The following is a 17,878-nucleotide window of genomic DNA, read 5'->3' on the forward strand; positions in this document are numbered from 1 at the left end:
TGATGCAGGCTGAAACAATCACAAAGCCCGCTGTCCTGATCCTTCTCGGCCCTCCGGGCGCCGGGAAGGGCACACAGGCGCGAATGCTGGAACAGAAATTCGGCCTTGTGCAACTCAGCACGGGCGACCTGCTGCGCGCCGCGGTTGCTGCCGGAACCGAGGCCGGAAAGGCCGCGAAAGCAGTGATGGAAGCCGGCGACCTGGTCAGCGACGACATCGTCATCGCAATCCTGCGCGATCGCATTGCCGAGCCCGATTGCGCGCGCGGTGTCATCCTGGACGGGTTTCCCCGTACCACGGTTCAGGCCGAAGCGTTGGACAAGCTGCTGGCCGAAAACGGGCAGAAGGTGAATGCGGCCATCAGCCTCGAGGTCGAGGACGCCGAGATGGTCACCCGGATCGCCGGACGCTACACCTGCGCAATGTGCGGTGAAGGCTACCACGATCAGTACAAGCAGCCGAAGGTGGACGGTGTTTGTGACAAGTGCGGCAGCACGGAATTCAGCCGCCGCGCCGATGACAATGCCGAAACCGTGGCGTCCCGGCTGGAGGCCTATCACGAACAAACCGCGCCTTTGATCGACTACTACAAGGATCGCGGCGTACTCAGAAAACTTGATGCCATGGGGCAGATCGATCAGATCGCCCGTGGCCTGGAAAGCATCGTGGGCGACGCGATGCGGTAAGGGGAAGAGGACTCCCCAAAGCGGGCACTGACCCCGACACGAGTTTCTTCAACGGAACCGCTCTGGCGGACCGGAGAAGCTTTGCCTGGCGCCATCGCGGCGCTTGGCGCAATCGAATGGCGGCCCTTCGCCGGAGGACAAATGCACCGGGCCGCCCTGGAGGAACCAAGGAGGAAACCGCAATGGCGGATAATTCAACAAACTCCGCGCAGACTGCCGAGTCCGACAAGGGCTATTGGCAGGCAAACCTGCGTCTCATCTACATCAGCCTCATCATCTGGGCGCTGGTGTCTTTCGGGTTCGGCATTCTGCTGCGCCCGTTGCTGTCGGGCATCGCCGTCGGCGGTACCGACCTGGGCTTCTGGTTCGCGCAACAGGGATCAATCCTGGTCTTTCTGGCGCTGATCTTCTTCTACGCCTGGCGCATGAACAAACTGGATGCCGAATACGGCGTCGAAGAAGAATAAGGGAGCCAGGGGACAATGGATCAGTTTACCATCAACCTGCTGTTTGTGGGCGCGTCCTTTGCGCTCTACATCGGCATCGCGATCTGGGCCCGCGCGGGGTCCACGTCGGAATTCTACGCCGCCGGTCGCGGCATTCACCCGGTCACCAACGGTATGGCGACAGCGGCTGACTGGATGTCGGCGGCCTCGTTCATCTCGATGGCGGGCCTTATTGCCTTTACCGGCTATGACAACAGCTCGTTCCTGATGGGCTGGACCGGCGGCTACGTGCTGCTGGCGCTTCTGCTTGCGCCCTATCTGCGCAAGTTCGGCAAGTTCACCGTGTCCGAATTCATCGGCGATCGCTTCTACAGCCAAACCGCGCGCGTCGTGGCGGTGATCTGTCTGATCGTGGCCTCGGTCACTTATGTGATCGGCCAGATGACCGGCGTGGGCGTGGCCTTTGGCCGCTTTCTGGAAGTGTCGAACACCACCGGTCTGCTGATCGGCGCGGGCGTCGTGTTCGCCTATGCGGTGTTCGGCGGCATGAAGGGTGTGACCTATACCCAGGTCGCTCAGTACTGCGTGCTGATCACCGCCTATACCATCCCGGCGATCTTCATCTCGCTGCAGCTGACCGGCAACCCGATCCCGGCCCTGGGCCTGTTCGGCGACACCGCCGGCGGTGAGCCGCTGCTGACCAAGCTGGACGCCATCGTGGCCGAGCTGGGCTTTGCGGAATACACCGCTCATCATTCGAACACGCTGAACATGGTTCTGTTCACCCTGTCGCTGATGATCGGCACCGCCGGCCTACCGCACGTCATCATGCGCTTCTTCACCGTTCCCAAAGTGTCGGACGCCCGCTGGTCGGCCGGTTGGGCGCTGGTGTTCATCGCGCTGCTGTACCTGACCGCCCCTGCGGTTGGTGCCATGGCCCGTCTGAATATCACCGACATGATGTGGCCGAACGGCGGCATCGAAGGCGGCGCTGTTTCGCTTGAGCAGATCGACAACGATGCCCGGTATGACTGGATGGCCACCTGGCAGAAAACCGGCCTGCTGGACTGGGAAGACAAGAACGGCGACGGCAAGATCCAGTACTACAACGACAAGAATGCCGACATGCAGGCGCTTGCCGAAGAAAAGGGCTGGGTCGGCAACGAGTTGACCAAGTTCAACCGCGACATCCTGGTTCTGGCCAACCCCGAAATCGCCAACCTGCCGGGTTGGGTGATCGGTCTGGTCGCGGCCGGCGGTCTTGCGGCTGCGCTGTCGACGGCTGCGGGCCTGCTGCTGGCGATCTCGTCGGCAGTGTCGCACGACCTGATCAAGGGCTCGATCAACCCGAGCATCTCGGAAAAGGGCGAGCTTCTGGCGGCACGGATCGCAATGGCCGTGGCCATCGTGGTTGCCACCTATCTGGGCCTCAACCCTCCGGGCTTTGCGGCGCAAACCGTGGCATTGGCCTTCGGTCTGGCGGCAGCCTCGATCTTCCCGGCGCTGATGATGGGGATCTTCTCGACCCGCATCAACAACACCGGCGCGGTCGCGGGCATGCTGGCTGGTCTGACCGTCACCCTGGTCTACATCTTCCTGCACAAGGGCTGGCTGTTCATTCCGGGCACCAACTCGTTCACCGATGCAGACCCGCTGCTGGGTCCGATCAAATCGACCTCGTTCGGTGCGATCGGCGCCATGGTCAACTTCGGCGTCGCCTATGTGGTGGCCGGCATGACCAAGGAAACCCCGCAGGAGATCAAGGATCTGGTCGAAAGCGTGCGCATTCCCCGTGGTGCGGGCGCGGCTCAGGACCACTGAGCCGGATGCGGTCCGCGATGATCCATCACGGGCCGTTTCCCTCGACCAACTTTTCCCGCCCGGCTAAACCCCGGGCGGGGCTTTTCATTCAAGCGGACAGGCGACCCCATGGCGCTTTCACCTGATCAGATCACCCGGTTTCTGAAATCCGTACACCCCTATGACGCGCTGCCGGTCGAGGAACTGGCCGACATCGCCGCCCGGATCGAAGCGCGCGAAATCGCAATGGGCACCGTCCTCTATCGCCGTGGCGCGCAGTTGCCCGGCCTGTTCATCATCTACGAAGGCCAGGTCGAGATCACCGACGAAAACGGCGCGGTCGTATCCCATCTGGGCCTGCGCAACTCGTTTGGCGAGCGTGGTCTGATGCGCGACGGGCGCGCGGTGACCACGGCAACAGCTGACGCGCCCTCGGTTCTGCTGATTATCCCCACCGACCTGTTTTCCGACCTGCTCAAGCGTCACGTCGTCGTCGCCAAATTCTTCAACCGGGCCCGCCCTGCACGGCCTGAACAACAATCGCTGGCCACCACTCGTGTCGAGACCCTGATGGCGCGCAAGCCGGCCACCTGCACCCCGGACACGACCGTTCAGGAAGCCGCGCGCCTGATGCGCGACCGGGGCATTTCGTCGGTCTGCATCACCGAGCGCGGCGCGTTGCGCGGCATTGCCACGGTTCGGGACCTGTCGGGCAAGGTCGTGGCGGGCGCCCTGCCCCCGACGACCCCGGTGTCACAGATCATGACCCCGGACCCGCTGACCCTGTCGCCCGGCGACATCGGCTCGGACGTGCTGCACGCGATGCTGGAACGCGGTATCGGCCATATCCCCATCACCGAGGGCGGGCGCTTGGTCGGAATCGTCACCCAGACCGACCTGACACGGTTCCAGGCGGTCAGCTCGGCCGAACTGGTCAGCCGCATCGCGCAGGCCGGGTCGGCGACCGAGATGGCCGCGGTCACGGCCGAGATCCCGAACCTGCTGGTGCAACTGGTGGCGGCGGGCAACCGGCACGAAATCGTCACCCGCCTGATCACCGACATCGCTGACGCCGCGACGCGCCGGCTGCTGGCGCTGGCCGAGCAGAAACTCGGCCCGGCGCCCGTCCCCTATCTTTGGCTGGCCTGCGGCTCGCAGGGGCGGCAGGAGCAGACGGGCGTGTCCGATCAGGACAATTGCCTGATGCTGGACGACAGCGTCACCGATGCCGACCTGCCCTATTTCGAGGCGCTGGCCAAATTCGTGTCCGACGGGCTGGATACCTGCGGGTATTTCTATTGCCCCGGCGACATGATGGCGACCAATCCGCGCTGGCGGCAGCCGGTCCGGGTCTGGCGCGACTATTTCAACGGCTGGATCGCCAAGCCCAACCCCGAGGCGCAGATGCTGGCCTCGGTCATGTTTGACCTGCGCCCCATCGGTGGCCGGTACGAGCTGTTTGCCGACCTGCAGGCCGAAACCCTGCGCGCGGCGCGGGCGAATTCGATCTTCGTGGCGCACATGATCTCGAATTCGCTGAAGCACACACCGCCGCTGGGCCTGCTGCGTGGGATCGCCACGATCCGCTCGGGCGAGCATCGCAACACGCTGGACCTCAAGCACAACGGCGTGGTCCCGGTGGTCGATCTGGGCCGCGTCTACAGCCTGCAGGGTGAATTGACCGAGGTGAACACCCGCGCGCGCCTCAAGGCCGCCGAGGCCGCCGGGGTGCTCAGTCCGTCGGGCGCGCGGGACCTGCTGGATGCCTATGACCTGATCGCGGAAACCCGGTTGAACCATCAGGTCAAACAGATCAGGAATGGCGACAAGCCCGACAACTATCTTGCGCCGTCGGAATTGTCGGACTTTGAGCGAAGTCATCTTCGGGACGCGTTTGTCGTGGTAAAAACGATGCAATCCGCGGTCGGGCACGGCAAGGGGATTCTGGGGTAAAGACCCTGGCAGGAAGAACGGAGGAGGAAGATGTTTCTTGAGCTGATCGGCACGATCTTTGCGGGCTTTGCCATCGCGGGCCTCGTGATGGGGCTGAACCGGCTGACCGGCGGCCGTCTGCCTAAATGGTCGGCTCCGGTTGCGGCCGGTTTGGGCATGATCGCGGTCACGATCATCAGCGAGTATTCCTGGTACGACCGCACCCGGGACGCCCTGCCCGACGGCCTGACCGTCGTGCAAGAGGTCGAAAGCCGCGCGCTCTATCGCCCCTGGACCTATGCGGTGCCCTATGTCGACCGGTTCGCGGCCGTCGATACGGCTTCATTGCGGACCAATGCGCAGGTGCCGGATCAGCGCCTGATCGACATGTACTTCTTTGGCCGCTGGGCGCCGGTGTCCAAGATGCCGATCGCGGTGAATTGCGCCGAGCACAGCCGTGCAAGTCTGGCGGATGGGGCCGAGTTCTCGGATGACGGGCGTCTGGTCGGTGCCGATTGGGTGCCGGTTGGCTCGGACGATCCGGTGGTCTCAGCCACTTGTGAGGTCTGACCATGCTGACCCGCCTGAGCCTGCGCCTGAGAATTTTTCTGTTCTTCTGCTTGCTTGCCGCGGGTGGCATCGCCATCACCCTGATCGCGCTTTGGCTTGGCCTGCGCCGAGCCGACCCCGCGGACATGACCAGCGCCTTCGTGTTCAGCGGCCTGCTGATCTCGTTTGGCTTGCTTGGGCTGGTTGTCGGTGTCTGGTTGCTGTTCGACGACAACGTGGCCAAACCGATCGAACGCCTGTCGGCGCAGTTGCGTGCGCGTGCACATGCGGGGGTGGATACTGATCTCGACCTGCAGGCGGCACGCTATTTGGGTGATCTGGCCCCCGCCGCCGCCAGCCTGGCCGAACGACTGGCCACCACCGCCCTGTCCACCGCCGAAGCCGTGGCCGCCGAAACCGCGCATCTGGCGTCAGAGAAAGAACGTCTGACCGCGCTTCTGTCCGAGATCCCGGTCGCGATGCTGCTGGCGGGGCCAAACCACCAGATCGTTCTGTACGACGCGCAGGCCGCCGAGGTTCTGGCGCAGATCGCCCATCCCCGCCTGAACGCCTCGCTGTTCGACTATCTCGAACGCAAACCTCTGCTGGACGCTTACGAGAAGCTGTCGAAAACCGGCATGGATGTCTATTGCACCCTAGCCAGCGTGGACGGGCGCCAAACCTACACGGCACGCATGAAACCGCTGGGCGATGCGCCGGGCTATATGCTGATCTTCGAAGACAGCGTCGCCCGCATCCCGCCCGAGGCCGCACGCCCTCTGGTCTATGATTTCGATCTTCTGGACACCCCAGGCGACGAGGCGTTCGAAAACCGCCCGCTATCGCAACTGTGCTTTGTGGTCTTCGACACCGAAACCACCGGTTTGCTGCCGCACAAGGACGAGATCGTGCAGATCGGCGCCGTCCGTGTCGTCAAGGGGCGCATCGTCGAGGGCGAGCGGCTGGACACGCTGGTCAATCCGGGCATTCCGATTCCACCCGCCTCGACCAAAGTTCACAAGGTCAGTGACCGTATGGTGCAGGACGCGCCCCACATCGCGCAAGCCGGGCGCATGTTCCACCACTTCGCCCGTGATGCCGTGATCGTGGCCCATAACGCACCTTTCGACATGGCGTTTCTGCGCCGTCATGCCAAGCGCATGGAAGTGACATGGGATCATCCCATCCTGGACACGGTTCTGCTGTCGGCCGTCCTGTTCGGTGCCAGCGAAACCCATACGCTCGACGCTTTGTGCGAAAGACTGGGCGTGGAAATTCCCGAGACGCTCCGTCATACGGCCTTGGGGGATGCGGTTGCGACGGCTGAAGCATTGGTGCGCATGCTGCCGATGCTGGCTGCGCGCGGTATGCAGACATTCGGCGACGTGATCGCAGAAACCCGCAAGCACGGTCGGCTGCTGGAAGACCTGAACTGAATCAGCCTATTGATCGCGATACAGCTTTTCGTGGACAATTCTGCTGCGGCATGGCACCCCGTGCCCGGCCACCAAACGAGCGCGCGATGACCGAAAGAACATTCAAACCCGGACCCGATCAAAGCATGGCCTTCCGCGAGGCTCTCGGGTGCTTTGGCACTGGTGTGACGGTCGTCACGACCAGCACCCCGGACGGTCCCTCGGCCATCACCGTCAACTCGTTTGCATCAGTGTCGCTGGATCCACCATTGGTCCTGTGGTGTCTGGCAAAAGAGTCGAACCGTTACGGGGCCTTTCAAGCAGCGCAACATTACTCGATCCATGTCGTGGCCGAGGATCAACAGGATCTGGCCCTTCGTTTTGCCCGCAATGGCCTCGATTTCTCGCATGCAGACTGGTCCCCGGATCACAAGGGTCGGCCGCAGCTGAGCCAGTGTCTGGCCCGATTTGACTGCACATTGTCTGCCCGCCACGAGGCCGGGGATCATCTGATTCTCGTGGGAGAGGTCGAACAGGTCATGTACCGCACCGGCAAAGGCTTGATCTTCAAGCGCGGACAGTTCGGCGGTTTTGCCGACCTTTTGTAATTACTCGTCCAATGACCCGTGCACGGCAAAGGCCTCCAACTCGGCCTCTTGCGGCGTGATCACGCGAAACGCCTCGTGAACGCCGGACTCGGTCAGGCTGCGGGCAACGGTTAGCAGGGTGTTGGGGGCATGATCGTCACACATCTCGGACATATGGGCCAGCTCGGCCCGGGCCACGTCCAGCGCCGCCTCGACCGAGGGCGCGCCGTAAAGGCGCACGAAATGCTCGGCCAGGTTGGTGGCCAGCCGCTCCATCTCGGCCGGTTCGATCTGCGTCACCGCCACGAAGGTCACGCGCCCGAAGGTTTCAAGCCCCAGCCACCCGTTGGCAAAGGCTTGACGCGCCTTGCCGGCCAGGTCTGCCTCGCCCCAGTTCGAAAACTCGAACCCGCCCGAGATGCACCACTCGCCCGTTCGGGCGGGTGAGTGAAAGACGTTCAGGTCGCTTTCGTCGAAATGAATGGCGCGGGCCAGGTTCAATGGGCGTCCTCCAACAGACGGGTCAAGGGAACAAGCTGCGTATCCGCACCGTTCCGCAACAGCATGCCGAACCGCTCATCGGCCCCGAGAAACACGCCGCGATCACCATAGGGCTCTCCGACGCCCTGCAGCAAGCCCATCCATTCCCCGTGCAACGGCGCGTTGCCATCCTCGGACCAGCGGTTCAGCCAGGTCAGCATGTGACGCGACCAGCTTTCGACCAGCTGCACCGGGGACACTTCCGCGCAGCCTTCGTCATACAGGGCCGTCACATCGGGCGACTTGCCGGGCTCGTCCCCAGTTTGCAGCAAGGCCAACTCCCAGCCGACAACCAACCAGTCGGGCACGGTTTCCGGATCCGAGGTCGACGCTGTCACACGAAACCGGCCACAGCGGGCCCCGTTGACGAAAATCGGACCATCCCAGCCCAGATGAACCGCCACCTCGGGCGGAGCCAACGCGCCCAGCGCGTTCTGGAACCCGACGGCGCACAGCGGCAGCATGGCCATGGCGTCCTGCAAGGGCACCTCGGGCGCAAAGACGATGGCCGCGCGCAGGCGATCCGCCTGGATGTTGTAGACGACGCTGCCCGCATCGCAGCCCAGCGCCGCCATGGCCTGCGCATGGTCGAACGGGTCTTCCCCACCCTGCACCGGGTGTCCGGACAGCAACGGGGGAAAGACCGGCTGCGTCATGCCTTGCCCGCGGCGATCAGGTCGCGGGCGATCTTGCGGAAGGCCTCGGCCTGCGGGCTGTCGGGTTTGCTGACCACGATCGGCGCCCCGCCATCGGCGGCCACTCGGATATCCAGATGCAGAGGGATTTCTCCCAGCAACGGCACACCCAGTTCGGCGGCTTCGGCGGCGACGCCCCCATGGCCGAACACATGTTCCTCGTGCCCGCAGTTCGAGCAGATATGCGTGGACATGTTTTCGATCATGCCGACGATCGGAGTTTTCAGCTGGCGGAACATGTCGATGCCCTTGCGCGCGTCGATCAGGGCCACGTCCTGCGGGGTCGAGACGACGATCGCCCCGTCCACCTTGAACTTCTGGCTCAGCGTCAGCTGCACGTCACCGGTGCCGGGCGGCAGATCGACGATCAATACGTCCAACGCGCCCCATTGCACCTGGCTCATCATCTGCTGCAGCGCGCCCATCAGCATCGGGCCACGCCAGACCACCGCCTGACCTTCGTTGGTCATCAACCCCATCGACATCATGGTGACCCCGTGATTGCGCAGCGGCAGAATGGTCTTGCCATCGGGGCTCGCCGGCCGTCCGGACACGCCCAGCATGCGCGGCTGCGAAGGTCCGTAGACATCAGCATCCAGCAATCCAACGCGCCGCCCTTCGGCCGCCAGTGCACAGGCCAGGTTGGCCGAAACGGTCGATTTTCCGACCCCGCCCTTGCCCGAGGCCACGGCGATGATCCGGTCAACCCCCGGCACCGCCTGCGGCCCGGTCTGCGAGGGCTTGGGCTTGGGCTTCAAATCCGGCGGCGCCTTGTCGGAATGCGCGGTCAGCAGGGCCGAGACCTTGGCCACCCCGTCGACCATCTGCGCCGCCTTTTCGGCGGTGGCGCGCACCGGCTCCATCTTTTCGGCGTTCTTGGGGTCGATCTCGAGAACGAAGCGCACGGTGTCGCCCTCGACATTCAGCGCGCGGACCACGCCCGCGCTGACGATGTCCTGCCCCGAAACCGGGTCGGTGATCTTTTTCAGGTTCGCCAGAACCGCGTCGCGGATGCTCATGCGTCGCCGTCCTTGATCTGGCCTGTCACCACGTGTTCGACATCCAGCCCGTTGATCGTCAGGACCATCTTGGCCTCAAAGCTTTTGCCCGCCGGATCGCCCGCCTTGCGCAGCGCATCTTCGATGGCCTGCTGGCTGGTCACGCCAACCTGTTTGAGGAATTTGCGCATCGACATGTTGTAATCGCCGCTCATCGCCGTGTGTCTCCGTCTTGTTCGTTCATTTGACGCATTCGCCCTGTCGCCGTTAGGCTGGGCCATGCGCTTTGTTCTTTTGTGCCTGAGCCTGACGCTCTTCGCCAGCCCCTCTTGGTCGCAGGAGGAGATTGGTCTGGCCGCGCCGGAAGATGTCGCACGCTCGGGCCTTTTGAAACATATTCTTCCGCGCTTCTCGCTCAAGACCGGAATCCGCGTTGTCGCGGATGAAGGTGGCGCGATGGTTCTGGCGGTCGGGCCACCGGGACAGCCGGTGTTTCAGCGCGGCGGCGACATCTATCACCTGCGCGTTCAGGACGATCCGCGGCAGGCCCGTTTTCAGGATTGGCTGTTGTCCGATGTGGGCAAGCGCACCGTCGAAACCTTTGCACCGACCGAGGGCGACCCGTTCTCGGCCAGTTTCGAAACGGTCGCCGCACCCGAGTCGGATGCCATCGAAGGCGACGCCGTGCTGGGCGAAAAGCTGTCGCTGACCCATTGCGGGCGCTGTCATGTGATTGGCCCGCAGAACCGGATGAACGGGTTGGGCTCCACGCCGTCCTTTGCGGTGCTGCGCGCGATGCCGGACTGGTCGAACCGGTTTCAGGCATTCTTTGCCCTGAACCCGCATCCGTCCTTTACCCAGATCGAAGGGATCACTGCGCCCTTCAACCCCGAACGGCCCCCGCCCATTCATCCGGTAACGCTCACTCAGGACGAGGTTGAAGCCATTCTGGCCTATGTCTCGGTCATCCGCGCGGCCGATCTGGGGGCGCCGCTCAAGCTTCAGTGATCCTTGCGCTTGCTGAAGTAGTCATCTGTGGTAACGACCTTGGGCTTGGGCTTTGAGGCAAATGGGTTATACTCGCTGTGGAACTGCGCCTGGACACGGCAATCGTCACACATCTGGATCATCTTCGCCTGCTCGGACGTGGCAAACATCGGATGGCTGCCGGCCAGCTTCTCCATGATCCGCTCGACCGTCGATTTCACCCCGAACAGAGCACCGCATTCGATGCAGGCAAAGGGCTCTTCCTCGTTCAGAACACGCGGCGACAGCGCACGGTCGCTCAGGTCCAGCTCGGGCACCAAGGTGATCGCGCTTTCGGGACAGATGGTCTTGCACAGCCCGCATTGCAGGCAGGCATCCTGCTGAAAATTCAGCTGAGGCATGTCGGGGTTGTCGATCAATGCGCCTGACGGGCACAGCGACACGCAACTCAGGCAAAGGGTGCAGGCTTCGGTGTCCACCGCCACCGCGCCATAGGGTGCGTGTTCCGGCAGAGGCAGCGGCTGAGACGCATCGGGGCGCAACGCCTGCGCCGCCAGCCGCGTGATCTGACGCCGGTTGCCCAGCGGCAGAACCGGCTGGGCCAGTGGTTGCGGCACGTCCTGCGCATAGAGCAGGTCGGCCAGCGCATCGGGATCGGATTCGTCGATCACTCCGACAACGTCCGCTCCGGCGATGGCCAGCGCCAGTGGCAGTTCGCGCTCCAACGCATCCCGCTCGGTCGTCGGGGCCAGCAGGATGTCGACCCGGGCAAAGCCATGGGCCAAGGCGGCCAGCATCTCGGCATGTCCAAAGCCGGACACCACACCCAGTTCCAGCGGAATCACATCGGCAGGCAGCCCGCGTCCGAACCGCGCGGCCAGCCGGATCATCTCGGCCCCGTAGGCATCATGTACCAACAGGCGCGGGGCACGCCCCCCGGCCCGACGGTAGATCGCCGCCAAGGTCTGCATCCGCGCCAGCAGGGCCGCCACCGGCGGATCTTCGTAGCTGATCGCGGTCGAGGGGCACAGGGCCGCGCATTCACCGCAGCCCGCGCAGACCATCGGGTCGATGGCCACGTGATCTCCGGCCGGGGTGATGGCCCCGGTGGGGCAGATGTCCAGACAGTTGGAACAGCCCACCTGACCGGCCCGCGAATGGGCGCACAATGTTTCTTCGAGTCGGACATACAGCGGCTTTTCGAAAGTCCCGACCAGCTGCGCCGCGTCAAAGGCCAACCGGGCAACCGCCACAACATCGCGCGGGTCGGCGCGCAGGTAGCCTTCGCGCTTGTCGGGGGCCGTCACGAAAGGCTTACCCCCCGCCAGGTCGATCAGTACATCGCAGGCCGACACCGCACCGTCGCGCGGCGGGGTCCAGGCAAACGCACCGCGCCCTGCCGGATCAATCTGCTGCAACGCATCCAACCGCAGGTTGAACCCGCCCAGCGCCCCCGAGACCGACCGGACCCGCGCGCGCACCACGTCATAGGCCCGGCTGTCAGGCTGCGCCTCATCGGTGACGACCACCGTCACCGCCATCGTGTCCGACAGTTGCTGTGCAAGGTCAAACGCAACCTCACCCGGCCCGATGATGCAGGCGGTGCCTTCGCTGATGACATCCACGCTGGGCGTGATCGGCTGTTGCAACAGAGCCTCGGCCGCCAGCGCCGCCATCTTGGGCATCGCCGACCGCCCTTGCTCGGACCAGCCGGCCCGGTCGCGCAGATCGACAATGCCGGGGTGATCCACGCCCAGTTCCTCGGCCAGTTCTTGAAAAACTTGGGCCTCTTGCCCGCAGGCGATTACGATCTGGTCATCCGACTGCATCAGCTTGGCCGCAGCGGTCAGTTCGGAGGTGCACAGCGCCGTGTGGACCCTGCTGCATTCAGCACCGCAGGCGTCCGATATCCCTTGCCCGTCCTGGGCCTGACTTCCGGCGCAATCGCACAAGACCAATTTGGTGACCATGTTCCCCCCGCATCTCTTCCTTGCCCCTAACCTTAGACCCAAACGCCGCCCATGCAACGTGTGGCGGCCGGTTCTGGTCAGAAACTCTGCCTCGCCCGCCAAAGTCGGCTGATCGTCGCCGCGACCCATTTGCGACGACTTTTTTCCAAATCACGACCATTTCAGGCCGCTGCGGACTTGGCACGTGGCCCATTTGTGTACCATAGTGAACCTAAGGGAAAGCAGGGGAGAGCTTTTCCGGGGAGGATCAAAGTGGCCGAGGCCGCAAAACAGATCGAAATGCCGGTTGGCGTCGTCGTGCGCAAGACACCGGGGGTCACTCGCTGGGCCCGGTGGAATTGGCGCGCGGTCGCGGTGCTGCCTGGCGCCCCGCCGGCTGACTGGGTTGAACTGCGCCGCGAGGGCGATGCGGTCGAATACCACGCTGCCACCCTGCCCTTGAAACTCTGGTCCGACGAAACCGAGGCCTATATGGCCAATCTCTCGGACAGCCAGCCATCGCTGTATCTTGTCCTGCGTGACGATGCCGAAGGTGATCGCCCGCTGAACGCGTTTCTGATCACAGCGTCACCTTATGAAGGGCAGGACTATGCCGATACCGGCGAAGAGATCGTGGAAAAGATCCCTATGACCGAAGGCTTGATCGCCTGGGTGCGCGATTTCACTGTGGCCCATCACCGCGATGAGGTGTTCGTCAAACGCCGCCGCGACAAGAAACGGGTGGATCTTGTAGAAGATGGCAAGGGCGATGCGCGCATCCGCCAGACCTCGGATGTCTACCGCGCCCCGCGGAGGGCCGTACAATGAGCACCCGGCAGGATTTCTGGTCTCGCCGCAAGGCCGCCGTGCAGGCCGAAGCGCATGCCGAACAAGAGGCCCTGACCGCGCAGGAGATCGCCGCGCAGCAAGCCGAACTGGAAGAAAAGACCGACGCCGAGATTTTGGCCGAGCTTGACCTGCCCGACCCGGACCTGCTGCAGGCGGGCGACGATGTTTCGGGCTTCATGGACAAGGCCGTGCCGGACCGTCTGCGCCGCCGCGCCTTGCGGCGCTTGTGGCGGTTGAACCCGGTACTGGCGAATGTGGACGGGCTGGTCGATTACGGTGAGGACTACACCGACGCCGCCTGCGTGGTCGAAAACCTGCAGACGGCTTACCAGGTGGGCAAAGGCATGTTGCGCCATATCGAGGCGTTGGCCGAGCAGAAGGAAGCCGAGGAACACCCGGTCGAGGCCGAAGCCGAGCCGACTACCGAAACGCCCGAGCCTGAAGCCGAGCCCGCGCCCCCTGTCGAAGTGGCAGACGCCATCCAACCGGATGAGGACGAACGCCCCCCGGCCCCGCGGCGCATGAAATTCGAATTCGAAGGATGACCCGATGAACATTCGCGACCCGCAGACGTTCGAGATTTCCCCCGAGGACCGTCTGCGCGCGGATTTCTACAACTTTCTGGGCCTGCTTCTGGCAACACCACCCGACCAGACCCTGCTGAGCCAGATCGCGGCGTTGTCGGGGGACGAGACCGATCTAGGCCAGGCCATTCAGGCCATGGCCCGCGTGGCCAAAGTGACCAAGCCCGAAGCGGCTGAGCGCGAGTTCAACGCATTGTTCATCGGGCTGGGGCGCGGAGAACTGCTGCCCTATGCCAGCTTCTACCTGACCGGGTTCCTGAACGAGAAACCGCTGGCGCAGCTGCGCAACGACATGGCGGCGCGGGGCATCACCCGGGCGGCAAACGTGTTCGAACCCGAAGACAACATCGCCTCGTTGATGGAGATGATGGGCGGCATGATCGTCGGCCGTTTCGGCGGCCCGGCCGCGTTGGAAGATCAAAAGACGTTCTGGAACAAGCATATCGGCCCCTGGGCCGAGCACTTTTTCTCGGACCTGGAAGCAGCCGAGCATTCGGTTCTCTATGCCTCGGTCGGCACCGCCGGCCGGGTTTTCATGGAGATCGAACGCGAGGCCTTCCGCATGACGACGCATTAGGCGGCCGTCATTCGCTGGCGCCCCGGCGGGCGCTGAACCGCAAATGGGAAAGGAGGATCCCATGAGCAAGACCAAGGAGACCGGCGCCAGCCGCCGCGACTTCCTGAAACTGGCGGGCACCGCGGCCCCGGCAGCCGTTGCAGCGGCCAGCCTGGGAACCGAGGCGGAAGCGGCCGAGCAACCCTCGGACGAGACCCGCATTCAGGACACGGCGCATACCCGCGCCTATTTCGACAGCGCGCGCTTCTAGGCCGCCCCGGCGACGCCCGGCGCAAGTCCGGACGTGGTCACACTCGGCTGACGGTTGCGATTGGCCCTGACGTCGATTTCGAAACACCAAGCCAGCCATGATCAACATGGCCAGCAAGGGAGGAAGGAAATGCTTAGGAAAAAGACCAACGGGGTTGCGAGACGCCCCCAGCGGACAAGTATCCTGTCCCAAATCGGCGAAAAGAGCGTCGATCGCCGCGCGTTCCTGCGTGGCTCGGGCCTGACGATCGGCGGCCTGGCCGCGATCAGCGCCACGGGTGGAACCGTGTCGCCCGCCAGCGCCCAGACCGCAGCCAACACGGCTGTCGAGAACATCAAATCCGTCTGCACGCATTGCTCGGTCGGCTGTACCGTGGTTGCCGAAGTGCAGAACGGCGTCTGGATCGGGCAGGAACCCGGTTGGGACAGCCCGTTCAACCTGGGCGCTCACTGTGCCAAGGGGGCCGCTGTCCGTGAACACGCCCATGGCGAACGCCGCCTGAAATACCCGATGAAGAAAGAGGGTGGCGAGTGGAAGCGCATCAGCTGGGAACAGGCGATCGACGAGATCGGCGACGGCATGATGAGCATCCGCGAGGAAAGCGGACCTGACAGCGTCTATTGGCTGGGTTCGGCCAAGCACAACAACGAACAGGCCTATCTGTTCCGCAAATTCGCGGCCTACTGGGGCACCAACAACGTGGACCACCAGGCGCGGATCTGCCACTCGACCACCGTTGCGGGTGTTGCGAATACATGGGGCTACGGCGCCATGACCAACAGCTACAACGACATCCACAATTCCAAGGCGATCTTCATCATCGGCGGCAACCCGGCCGAGGCGCACCCCGTCTCGCTGCTGCATGTTCTGCGCGCGAAAGAGCAGAACAACGCCCCGCTGATCGTTTGCGATCCGCGCTTTACGCGCACCGCGGCCCATGCCGACGAATATGTCCGCTTCCGCCCCGGCACCGACGTGGCGCTGATCTGGGGCATCCTGTGGCACATCTTCGACAACAGCTGGGAAGACAAAGAGTTCATCCGCACCCGTGTCTGGGGCATGGACCAGATCCGCGAGGAGGTCGCCAACTGGACCCCTGAAGAGACCGAGCGCGTCACCGGCGTGCCGGGATCGCAGCTCAAGCGCGTGGCGCGGACGCTGGCCAACAACCGTCCCGGCACCGTGATCTGGTGCATGGGCGGCACCCAGCACACCAACGGCAACAACAACACGCGCGCCTATTGCGTGCTGCAGCTGGCGTTGGGCAACATGGGCACTTCTGGTGGCGGCACCAACATCTTCCGCGGCCATGACAACGTGCAGGGCGCAACCGATCTGGGCGTTCTGTCCCACACCCTGCCCGGCTATTACGGCCTGTCCGCAGGCGCATGGGGTCACTGGGCCCGCGTCTGGGGCGAGGAACCGGAGTGGCTGGCTGGCCAGTTCGCAATGGTCAAGGACAAGGACGGCAAGGACAAGTCGCTGCAGAACGAACGGGGCATCCCGGTTTCGCGCTGGATCGACGGTGTTCTGGAAGATCCCGAGAACATGGATCAGCCCAACAACGTCCGCGCCATGGTTCTGTGGGGCCACGCGCCCAACTCGCAGACCCGGATGGTAGAAATGAAGACGGCGATGGAAAAGCTGGACATGCTGGTCGTGATCGACCCGTATCCCACCGTTTCCGCGGTCCTGCATGACCGGACCGATGGCGTCTATCTACTGCCGGCCTGTACGCAGTTCGAAACCCGTGGCTCGGTCACGGCCTCGAACCGGTCGTTGCAGTGGCGTGACAAGGTGGTCGATCCGCTGTTCGAAAGCCTGCCGGACGAGGTCATCATGGCCAAGTTCGCCAACAAGTTCGGCTGGGCGGATCGGTTCTTCCGTAATATCGAGATGGAGGACCCCGAAACCCCGAATGTCGAAAGCATCACGCGTGAGTTCAACGCGGGGCTGTGGACGATCGGCTATACCGGTCAGTCGCCAGAGCGGATCAAAAGCCATATGGCCAACCAGCACACGTTCGACAGAACGACGCTGCAGGCGGTGGGCGGTCCGAATGACGGCGAATACTACGGTCTGCCGTGGCCCTGCTGGGGCACCGCCGAGATGGGGCATCCGGGGACGCCAAACCTCTATGACATGTCCAAACCGGTGGCCGAGGGTGGCCTGACCTTCCGTGCACGTTTCGGCGTCGAGCGTGACGGTCAGAACCTGCTGGCCGAAGGGGTCTACAGCGTCGGCTCGGAAATCCAGGACGGATACCCCGAGTTCACGATGCAGATGCTGATGGATCTGGGCTGGGATGGCGACCTGACGGCCGAAGAACGCGCGGCCATCGACGCAGTGGCCGGGCCCAAGACCAACTGGAAGACCGACCTGTCAGGCGGCATCCAGCGGGTGGCCATCAAGCATGGCTGTGCGCCCTTCGGCAACGCCAAGGCCCGCACCGTGGTCTGGACCTTCCCGGATCCGATCCCGCTGCACCGCGAGCCGCTGTACACGCCGCGGCGCGATCTGGTGGCTGACTATCCCACCTACGAGGACCGCCAGGCCTATCGCCTTCCGACCTTGTATGCTTCGATCCAGAAGAACGACTTTTCAAAGGATTACCCGATAATCCTGACGTCAGGTCGTCTGGTCGAATATGAAGGTGGCGGCGACGAGACACGGTCGAACCCGTGGCTGGCCGAGCTGCAGCAGGACATGTTCGTCGAGATCAATCCGCGTGACGCCAACAACCTTGGCATTCGCGACGGATCGCAGGTCTGGGTCGAAGGTCCCGAGGGCGGCAAGGTCAAGGTGATGGCGATGCTGACCGAAAGGGTCGGTGCCGGCGTGGCCTTCATGCCCTTCCACTTCGGCGGCCATTTCCAGGGCGCGGACCTGAGGGAGAAATACCCGAAAGGTGCCGACCCGTACGTGCTGGGTGAAAGCACCAACACCGCCCAGACCTATGGCTATGATTCAGTGACCCAGATGCAGGAGACCAAAGCGACTCTCTGCAAGATCTGGGCAGCGTAAGGAGGACGAC

18 protein-coding genes are annotated in these 17,878 nt (G+C 63.7%); 13 read left to right on the forward strand and 5 right to left on the reverse strand.

From position 1 onward, the window contains the following. The first annotated feature begins 2 nt into the window (after window positions 1–2). The 7 genes from ACR0NB_RS06210 to ACR0NB_RS06240 all read left to right on the forward strand — a co-directional run bounded on the left by ACR0NB_RS06210 (window position 3) and on the right by ACR0NB_RS06240 (window position 7,436). Window positions 3–686 (forward strand): adenylate kinase, encoded by a 684-nt coding sequence (locus ACR0NB_RS06210; RefSeq protein ID WP_170339585.1) that lies wholly within the window; start codon window positions 3–5, stop codon window positions 684–686. 182 nt (window positions 687–868) lie between these two features. Beyond that, window positions 869–1,153: a DUF4212 domain-containing protein gene (locus ACR0NB_RS06215; RefSeq protein WP_093962930.1), complete on the forward strand. Its 285-nt coding sequence runs from the start codon at window positions 869–871 to the stop codon at window positions 1,151–1,153. A 15-nt stretch (window positions 1,154–1,168) separates the two neighbouring features. After that, window positions 1,169–2,953: a sodium:solute symporter family protein gene (locus ACR0NB_RS06220; RefSeq protein ID WP_170357571.1), complete on the forward strand. Its 1,785-nt coding sequence runs from the start codon at window positions 1,169–1,171 to the stop codon at window positions 2,951–2,953. A 108-nt stretch (window positions 2,954–3,061) separates the two neighbouring features. Beyond that, window positions 3,062–4,885, forward strand: coding sequence for a DUF294 nucleotidyltransferase-like domain-containing protein (locus ACR0NB_RS06225; RefSeq protein WP_480775198.1), 1,824 nt, complete (start codon window positions 3,062–3,064; stop codon window positions 4,883–4,885). 30 nt (window positions 4,886–4,915) lie between these two features. Further along, the gene (locus ACR0NB_RS06230; protein ID WP_170445500.1) at window positions 4,916–5,434 is read left to right on the forward strand and encodes a hypothetical protein; all 519 of its coding nucleotides are present in this window, start codon (window positions 4,916–4,918) and stop codon (window positions 5,432–5,434) included. Between the two features lie 2 nt (window positions 5,435–5,436). Beyond that, entirely contained in the window at window positions 5,437–6,849 is a 1,413-nt protein-coding gene (locus tag ACR0NB_RS06235) for a 3'-5' exonuclease (protein WP_480775199.1), read from the forward strand. Window positions 6,850–6,935: 86 nt separating this feature from the next. After that, on the forward strand, window positions 6,936–7,436 hold the full coding sequence (locus tag ACR0NB_RS06240; RefSeq protein ID WP_170371219.1) for a flavin reductase family protein: 501 nt from the start codon (window positions 6,936–6,938) through the stop codon (window positions 7,434–7,436). Here the strand turns inward: ACR0NB_RS06240 and ACR0NB_RS06245 are convergent, their stop codons facing one another. From ACR0NB_RS06245 to ACR0NB_RS06260, 4 genes are read right to left on the reverse strand one after another with little or no spacing between them, the layout of a single operon-like run. Continuing rightward, entirely contained in the window at window positions 7,437–7,916 is a 480-nt protein-coding gene (locus ACR0NB_RS06245; protein ID WP_170437244.1) for a DUF6505 family protein, read from the reverse strand. Next, window positions 7,913–8,611 carry a biotin/lipoate--protein ligase family protein gene (locus ACR0NB_RS06250; RefSeq protein WP_480775200.1) on the reverse strand — a complete coding sequence of 233 codons (699 nt, stop codon included), beginning with the start codon at window positions 8,609–8,611 and terminating at the stop codon, window positions 7,913–7,915. The genes ACR0NB_RS06245 and ACR0NB_RS06250 overlap by 4 nt, the downstream gene beginning before the upstream one ends. Further along, window positions 8,608–9,669 carry an Mrp/NBP35 family ATP-binding protein gene (locus ACR0NB_RS06255; RefSeq protein ID WP_170371220.1) on the reverse strand — a complete coding sequence of 354 codons (1,062 nt, stop codon included), beginning with the start codon at window positions 9,667–9,669 and terminating at the stop codon, window positions 8,608–8,610. The genes ACR0NB_RS06250 and ACR0NB_RS06255 overlap by 4 nt, the downstream gene beginning before the upstream one ends. Next, on the reverse strand, window positions 9,666–9,863 hold the full coding sequence (locus ACR0NB_RS06260; protein WP_170339600.1) for a DUF6494 family protein: 198 nt from the start codon (window positions 9,861–9,863) through the stop codon (window positions 9,666–9,668). Before ACR0NB_RS06260 ends, ACR0NB_RS06255 begins: the two co-directional genes overlap by 4 nt. Window positions 9,864–9,927: 64 nt before the next feature. Between ACR0NB_RS06260 and ACR0NB_RS06265 the strand changes: the two genes are divergently transcribed. After that, entirely contained in the window at window positions 9,928–10,656 is a 729-nt protein-coding gene (locus ACR0NB_RS06265; RefSeq protein ID WP_480775201.1) for a c-type cytochrome, read from the forward strand. On the opposite strand, the gene ACR0NB_RS06270 is transcribed toward ACR0NB_RS06265, so the two are convergent. Next, window positions 10,650–12,605: a 4Fe-4S binding protein gene (locus ACR0NB_RS06270; protein WP_480775202.1), complete on the reverse strand. Its 1,956-nt coding sequence runs from the start codon at window positions 12,603–12,605 to the stop codon at window positions 10,650–10,652. The two genes, ACR0NB_RS06265 and ACR0NB_RS06270, sit on opposite strands and share 7 nt — an antisense overlap. A gap of 252 nt (window positions 12,606–12,857) precedes the next feature. On the opposite strand from ACR0NB_RS06270, the gene ACR0NB_RS06275 reads away from it, so the two are divergent. The 5 genes from ACR0NB_RS06275 to ACR0NB_RS06295 all read left to right on the forward strand — a co-directional run bounded on the left by ACR0NB_RS06275 (window position 12,858) and on the right by ACR0NB_RS06295 (window position 17,868). Then, window positions 12,858–13,412 carry a DUF3305 domain-containing protein gene (locus ACR0NB_RS06275; RefSeq protein ID WP_170366945.1) on the forward strand — a complete coding sequence of 185 codons (555 nt, stop codon included), beginning with the start codon at window positions 12,858–12,860 and terminating at the stop codon, window positions 13,410–13,412. Then, complete coding sequence (locus ACR0NB_RS06280; RefSeq protein WP_170524142.1) at window positions 13,409–13,978, forward strand: DUF3306 domain-containing protein; 570 nt, start codon at window positions 13,409–13,411, stop codon at window positions 13,976–13,978. The genes ACR0NB_RS06275 and ACR0NB_RS06280 overlap by 4 nt, the downstream gene beginning before the upstream one ends. A gap of 4 nt (window positions 13,979–13,982) precedes the next feature. Continuing rightward, entirely contained in the window at window positions 13,983–14,594 is a 612-nt protein-coding gene (locus ACR0NB_RS06285) for a TorD/DmsD family molecular chaperone (protein WP_005983758.1), read from the forward strand. A gap of 61 nt (window positions 14,595–14,655) precedes the next feature. Then, window positions 14,656–14,844 (forward strand): twin-arginine translocation signal domain-containing protein, encoded by a 189-nt coding sequence (locus tag ACR0NB_RS06290; protein WP_005983760.1) that lies wholly within the window; start codon window positions 14,656–14,658, stop codon window positions 14,842–14,844. Between the two features lie 129 nt (window positions 14,845–14,973). Then, on the forward strand, window positions 14,974–17,868 hold the full coding sequence (locus tag ACR0NB_RS06295) for a formate dehydrogenase subunit alpha (RefSeq protein ID WP_170371225.1): 2,895 nt from the start codon (window positions 14,974–14,976) through the stop codon (window positions 17,866–17,868). Window positions 17,869–17,878: the final 10 nt, after the last annotated feature.

Source organism: Ruegeria sp. CG3, from assembly GCF_056537205.1.

Bases quoted from the DNA above. Each gene is read 5' to 3' on its own strand.
- ACR0NB_RS06210 (WP_170339585.1), top strand. From the start codon at position 3: ATGCAGGCTGAAACAATCACAAAGCCCGCTGTCCTGATCCTTCTCGGC.
- ACR0NB_RS06215 (WP_093962930.1), top strand. From the start codon at position 869: ATGGCGGATAATTCAACAAACTCCGCGCAGACTGCCGAGTCCGACAAG.
- ACR0NB_RS06220 (WP_170357571.1), top strand. From the start codon at position 1,169: ATGGATCAGTTTACCATCAACCTGCTGTTTGTGGGCGCGTCCTTTGCG.
- ACR0NB_RS06225 (WP_480775198.1), top strand. From the start codon at position 3,062: ATGGCGCTTTCACCTGATCAGATCACCCGGTTTCTGAAATCCGTACAC.
- ACR0NB_RS06230 (WP_170445500.1), top strand. From the start codon at position 4,916: ATGTTTCTTGAGCTGATCGGCACGATCTTTGCGGGCTTTGCCATCGCG.
- ACR0NB_RS06235 (WP_480775199.1), top strand. From the start codon at position 5,437: ATGCTGACCCGCCTGAGCCTGCGCCTGAGAATTTTTCTGTTCTTCTGC.
- ACR0NB_RS06240 (WP_170371219.1), top strand. From the start codon at position 6,936: ATGACCGAAAGAACATTCAAACCCGGACCCGATCAAAGCATGGCCTTC.
- ACR0NB_RS06250 (WP_480775200.1), bottom strand. From the start codon at position 8,611: ATGACGCAGCCGGTCTTTCCCCCGTTGCTGTCCGGACACCCGGTGCAG.
- ACR0NB_RS06255 (WP_170371220.1), bottom strand. From the start codon at position 9,669: ATGAGCATCCGCGACGCGGTTCTGGCGAACCTGAAAAAGATCACCGAC.
- ACR0NB_RS06260 (WP_170339600.1), bottom strand. From the start codon at position 9,863: ATGAGCGGCGATTACAACATGTCGATGCGCAAATTCCTCAAACAGGTT.
- ACR0NB_RS06265 (WP_480775201.1), top strand. From the start codon at position 9,928: ATGCGCTTTGTTCTTTTGTGCCTGAGCCTGACGCTCTTCGCCAGCCCC.
- ACR0NB_RS06270 (WP_480775202.1), bottom strand. From the start codon at position 12,605: ATGGTCACCAAATTGGTCTTGTGCGATTGCGCCGGAAGTCAGGCCCAG.
- ACR0NB_RS06280 (WP_170524142.1), top strand. From the start codon at position 13,409: ATGAGCACCCGGCAGGATTTCTGGTCTCGCCGCAAGGCCGCCGTGCAG.
- ACR0NB_RS06285 (WP_005983758.1), top strand. From the start codon at position 13,983: ATGAACATTCGCGACCCGCAGACGTTCGAGATTTCCCCCGAGGACCGT.
- ACR0NB_RS06290 (WP_005983760.1), top strand. From the start codon at position 14,656: ATGAGCAAGACCAAGGAGACCGGCGCCAGCCGCCGCGACTTCCTGAAA.
- ACR0NB_RS06295 (WP_170371225.1), top strand. From the start codon at position 14,974: ATGCTTAGGAAAAAGACCAACGGGGTTGCGAGACGCCCCCAGCGGACA.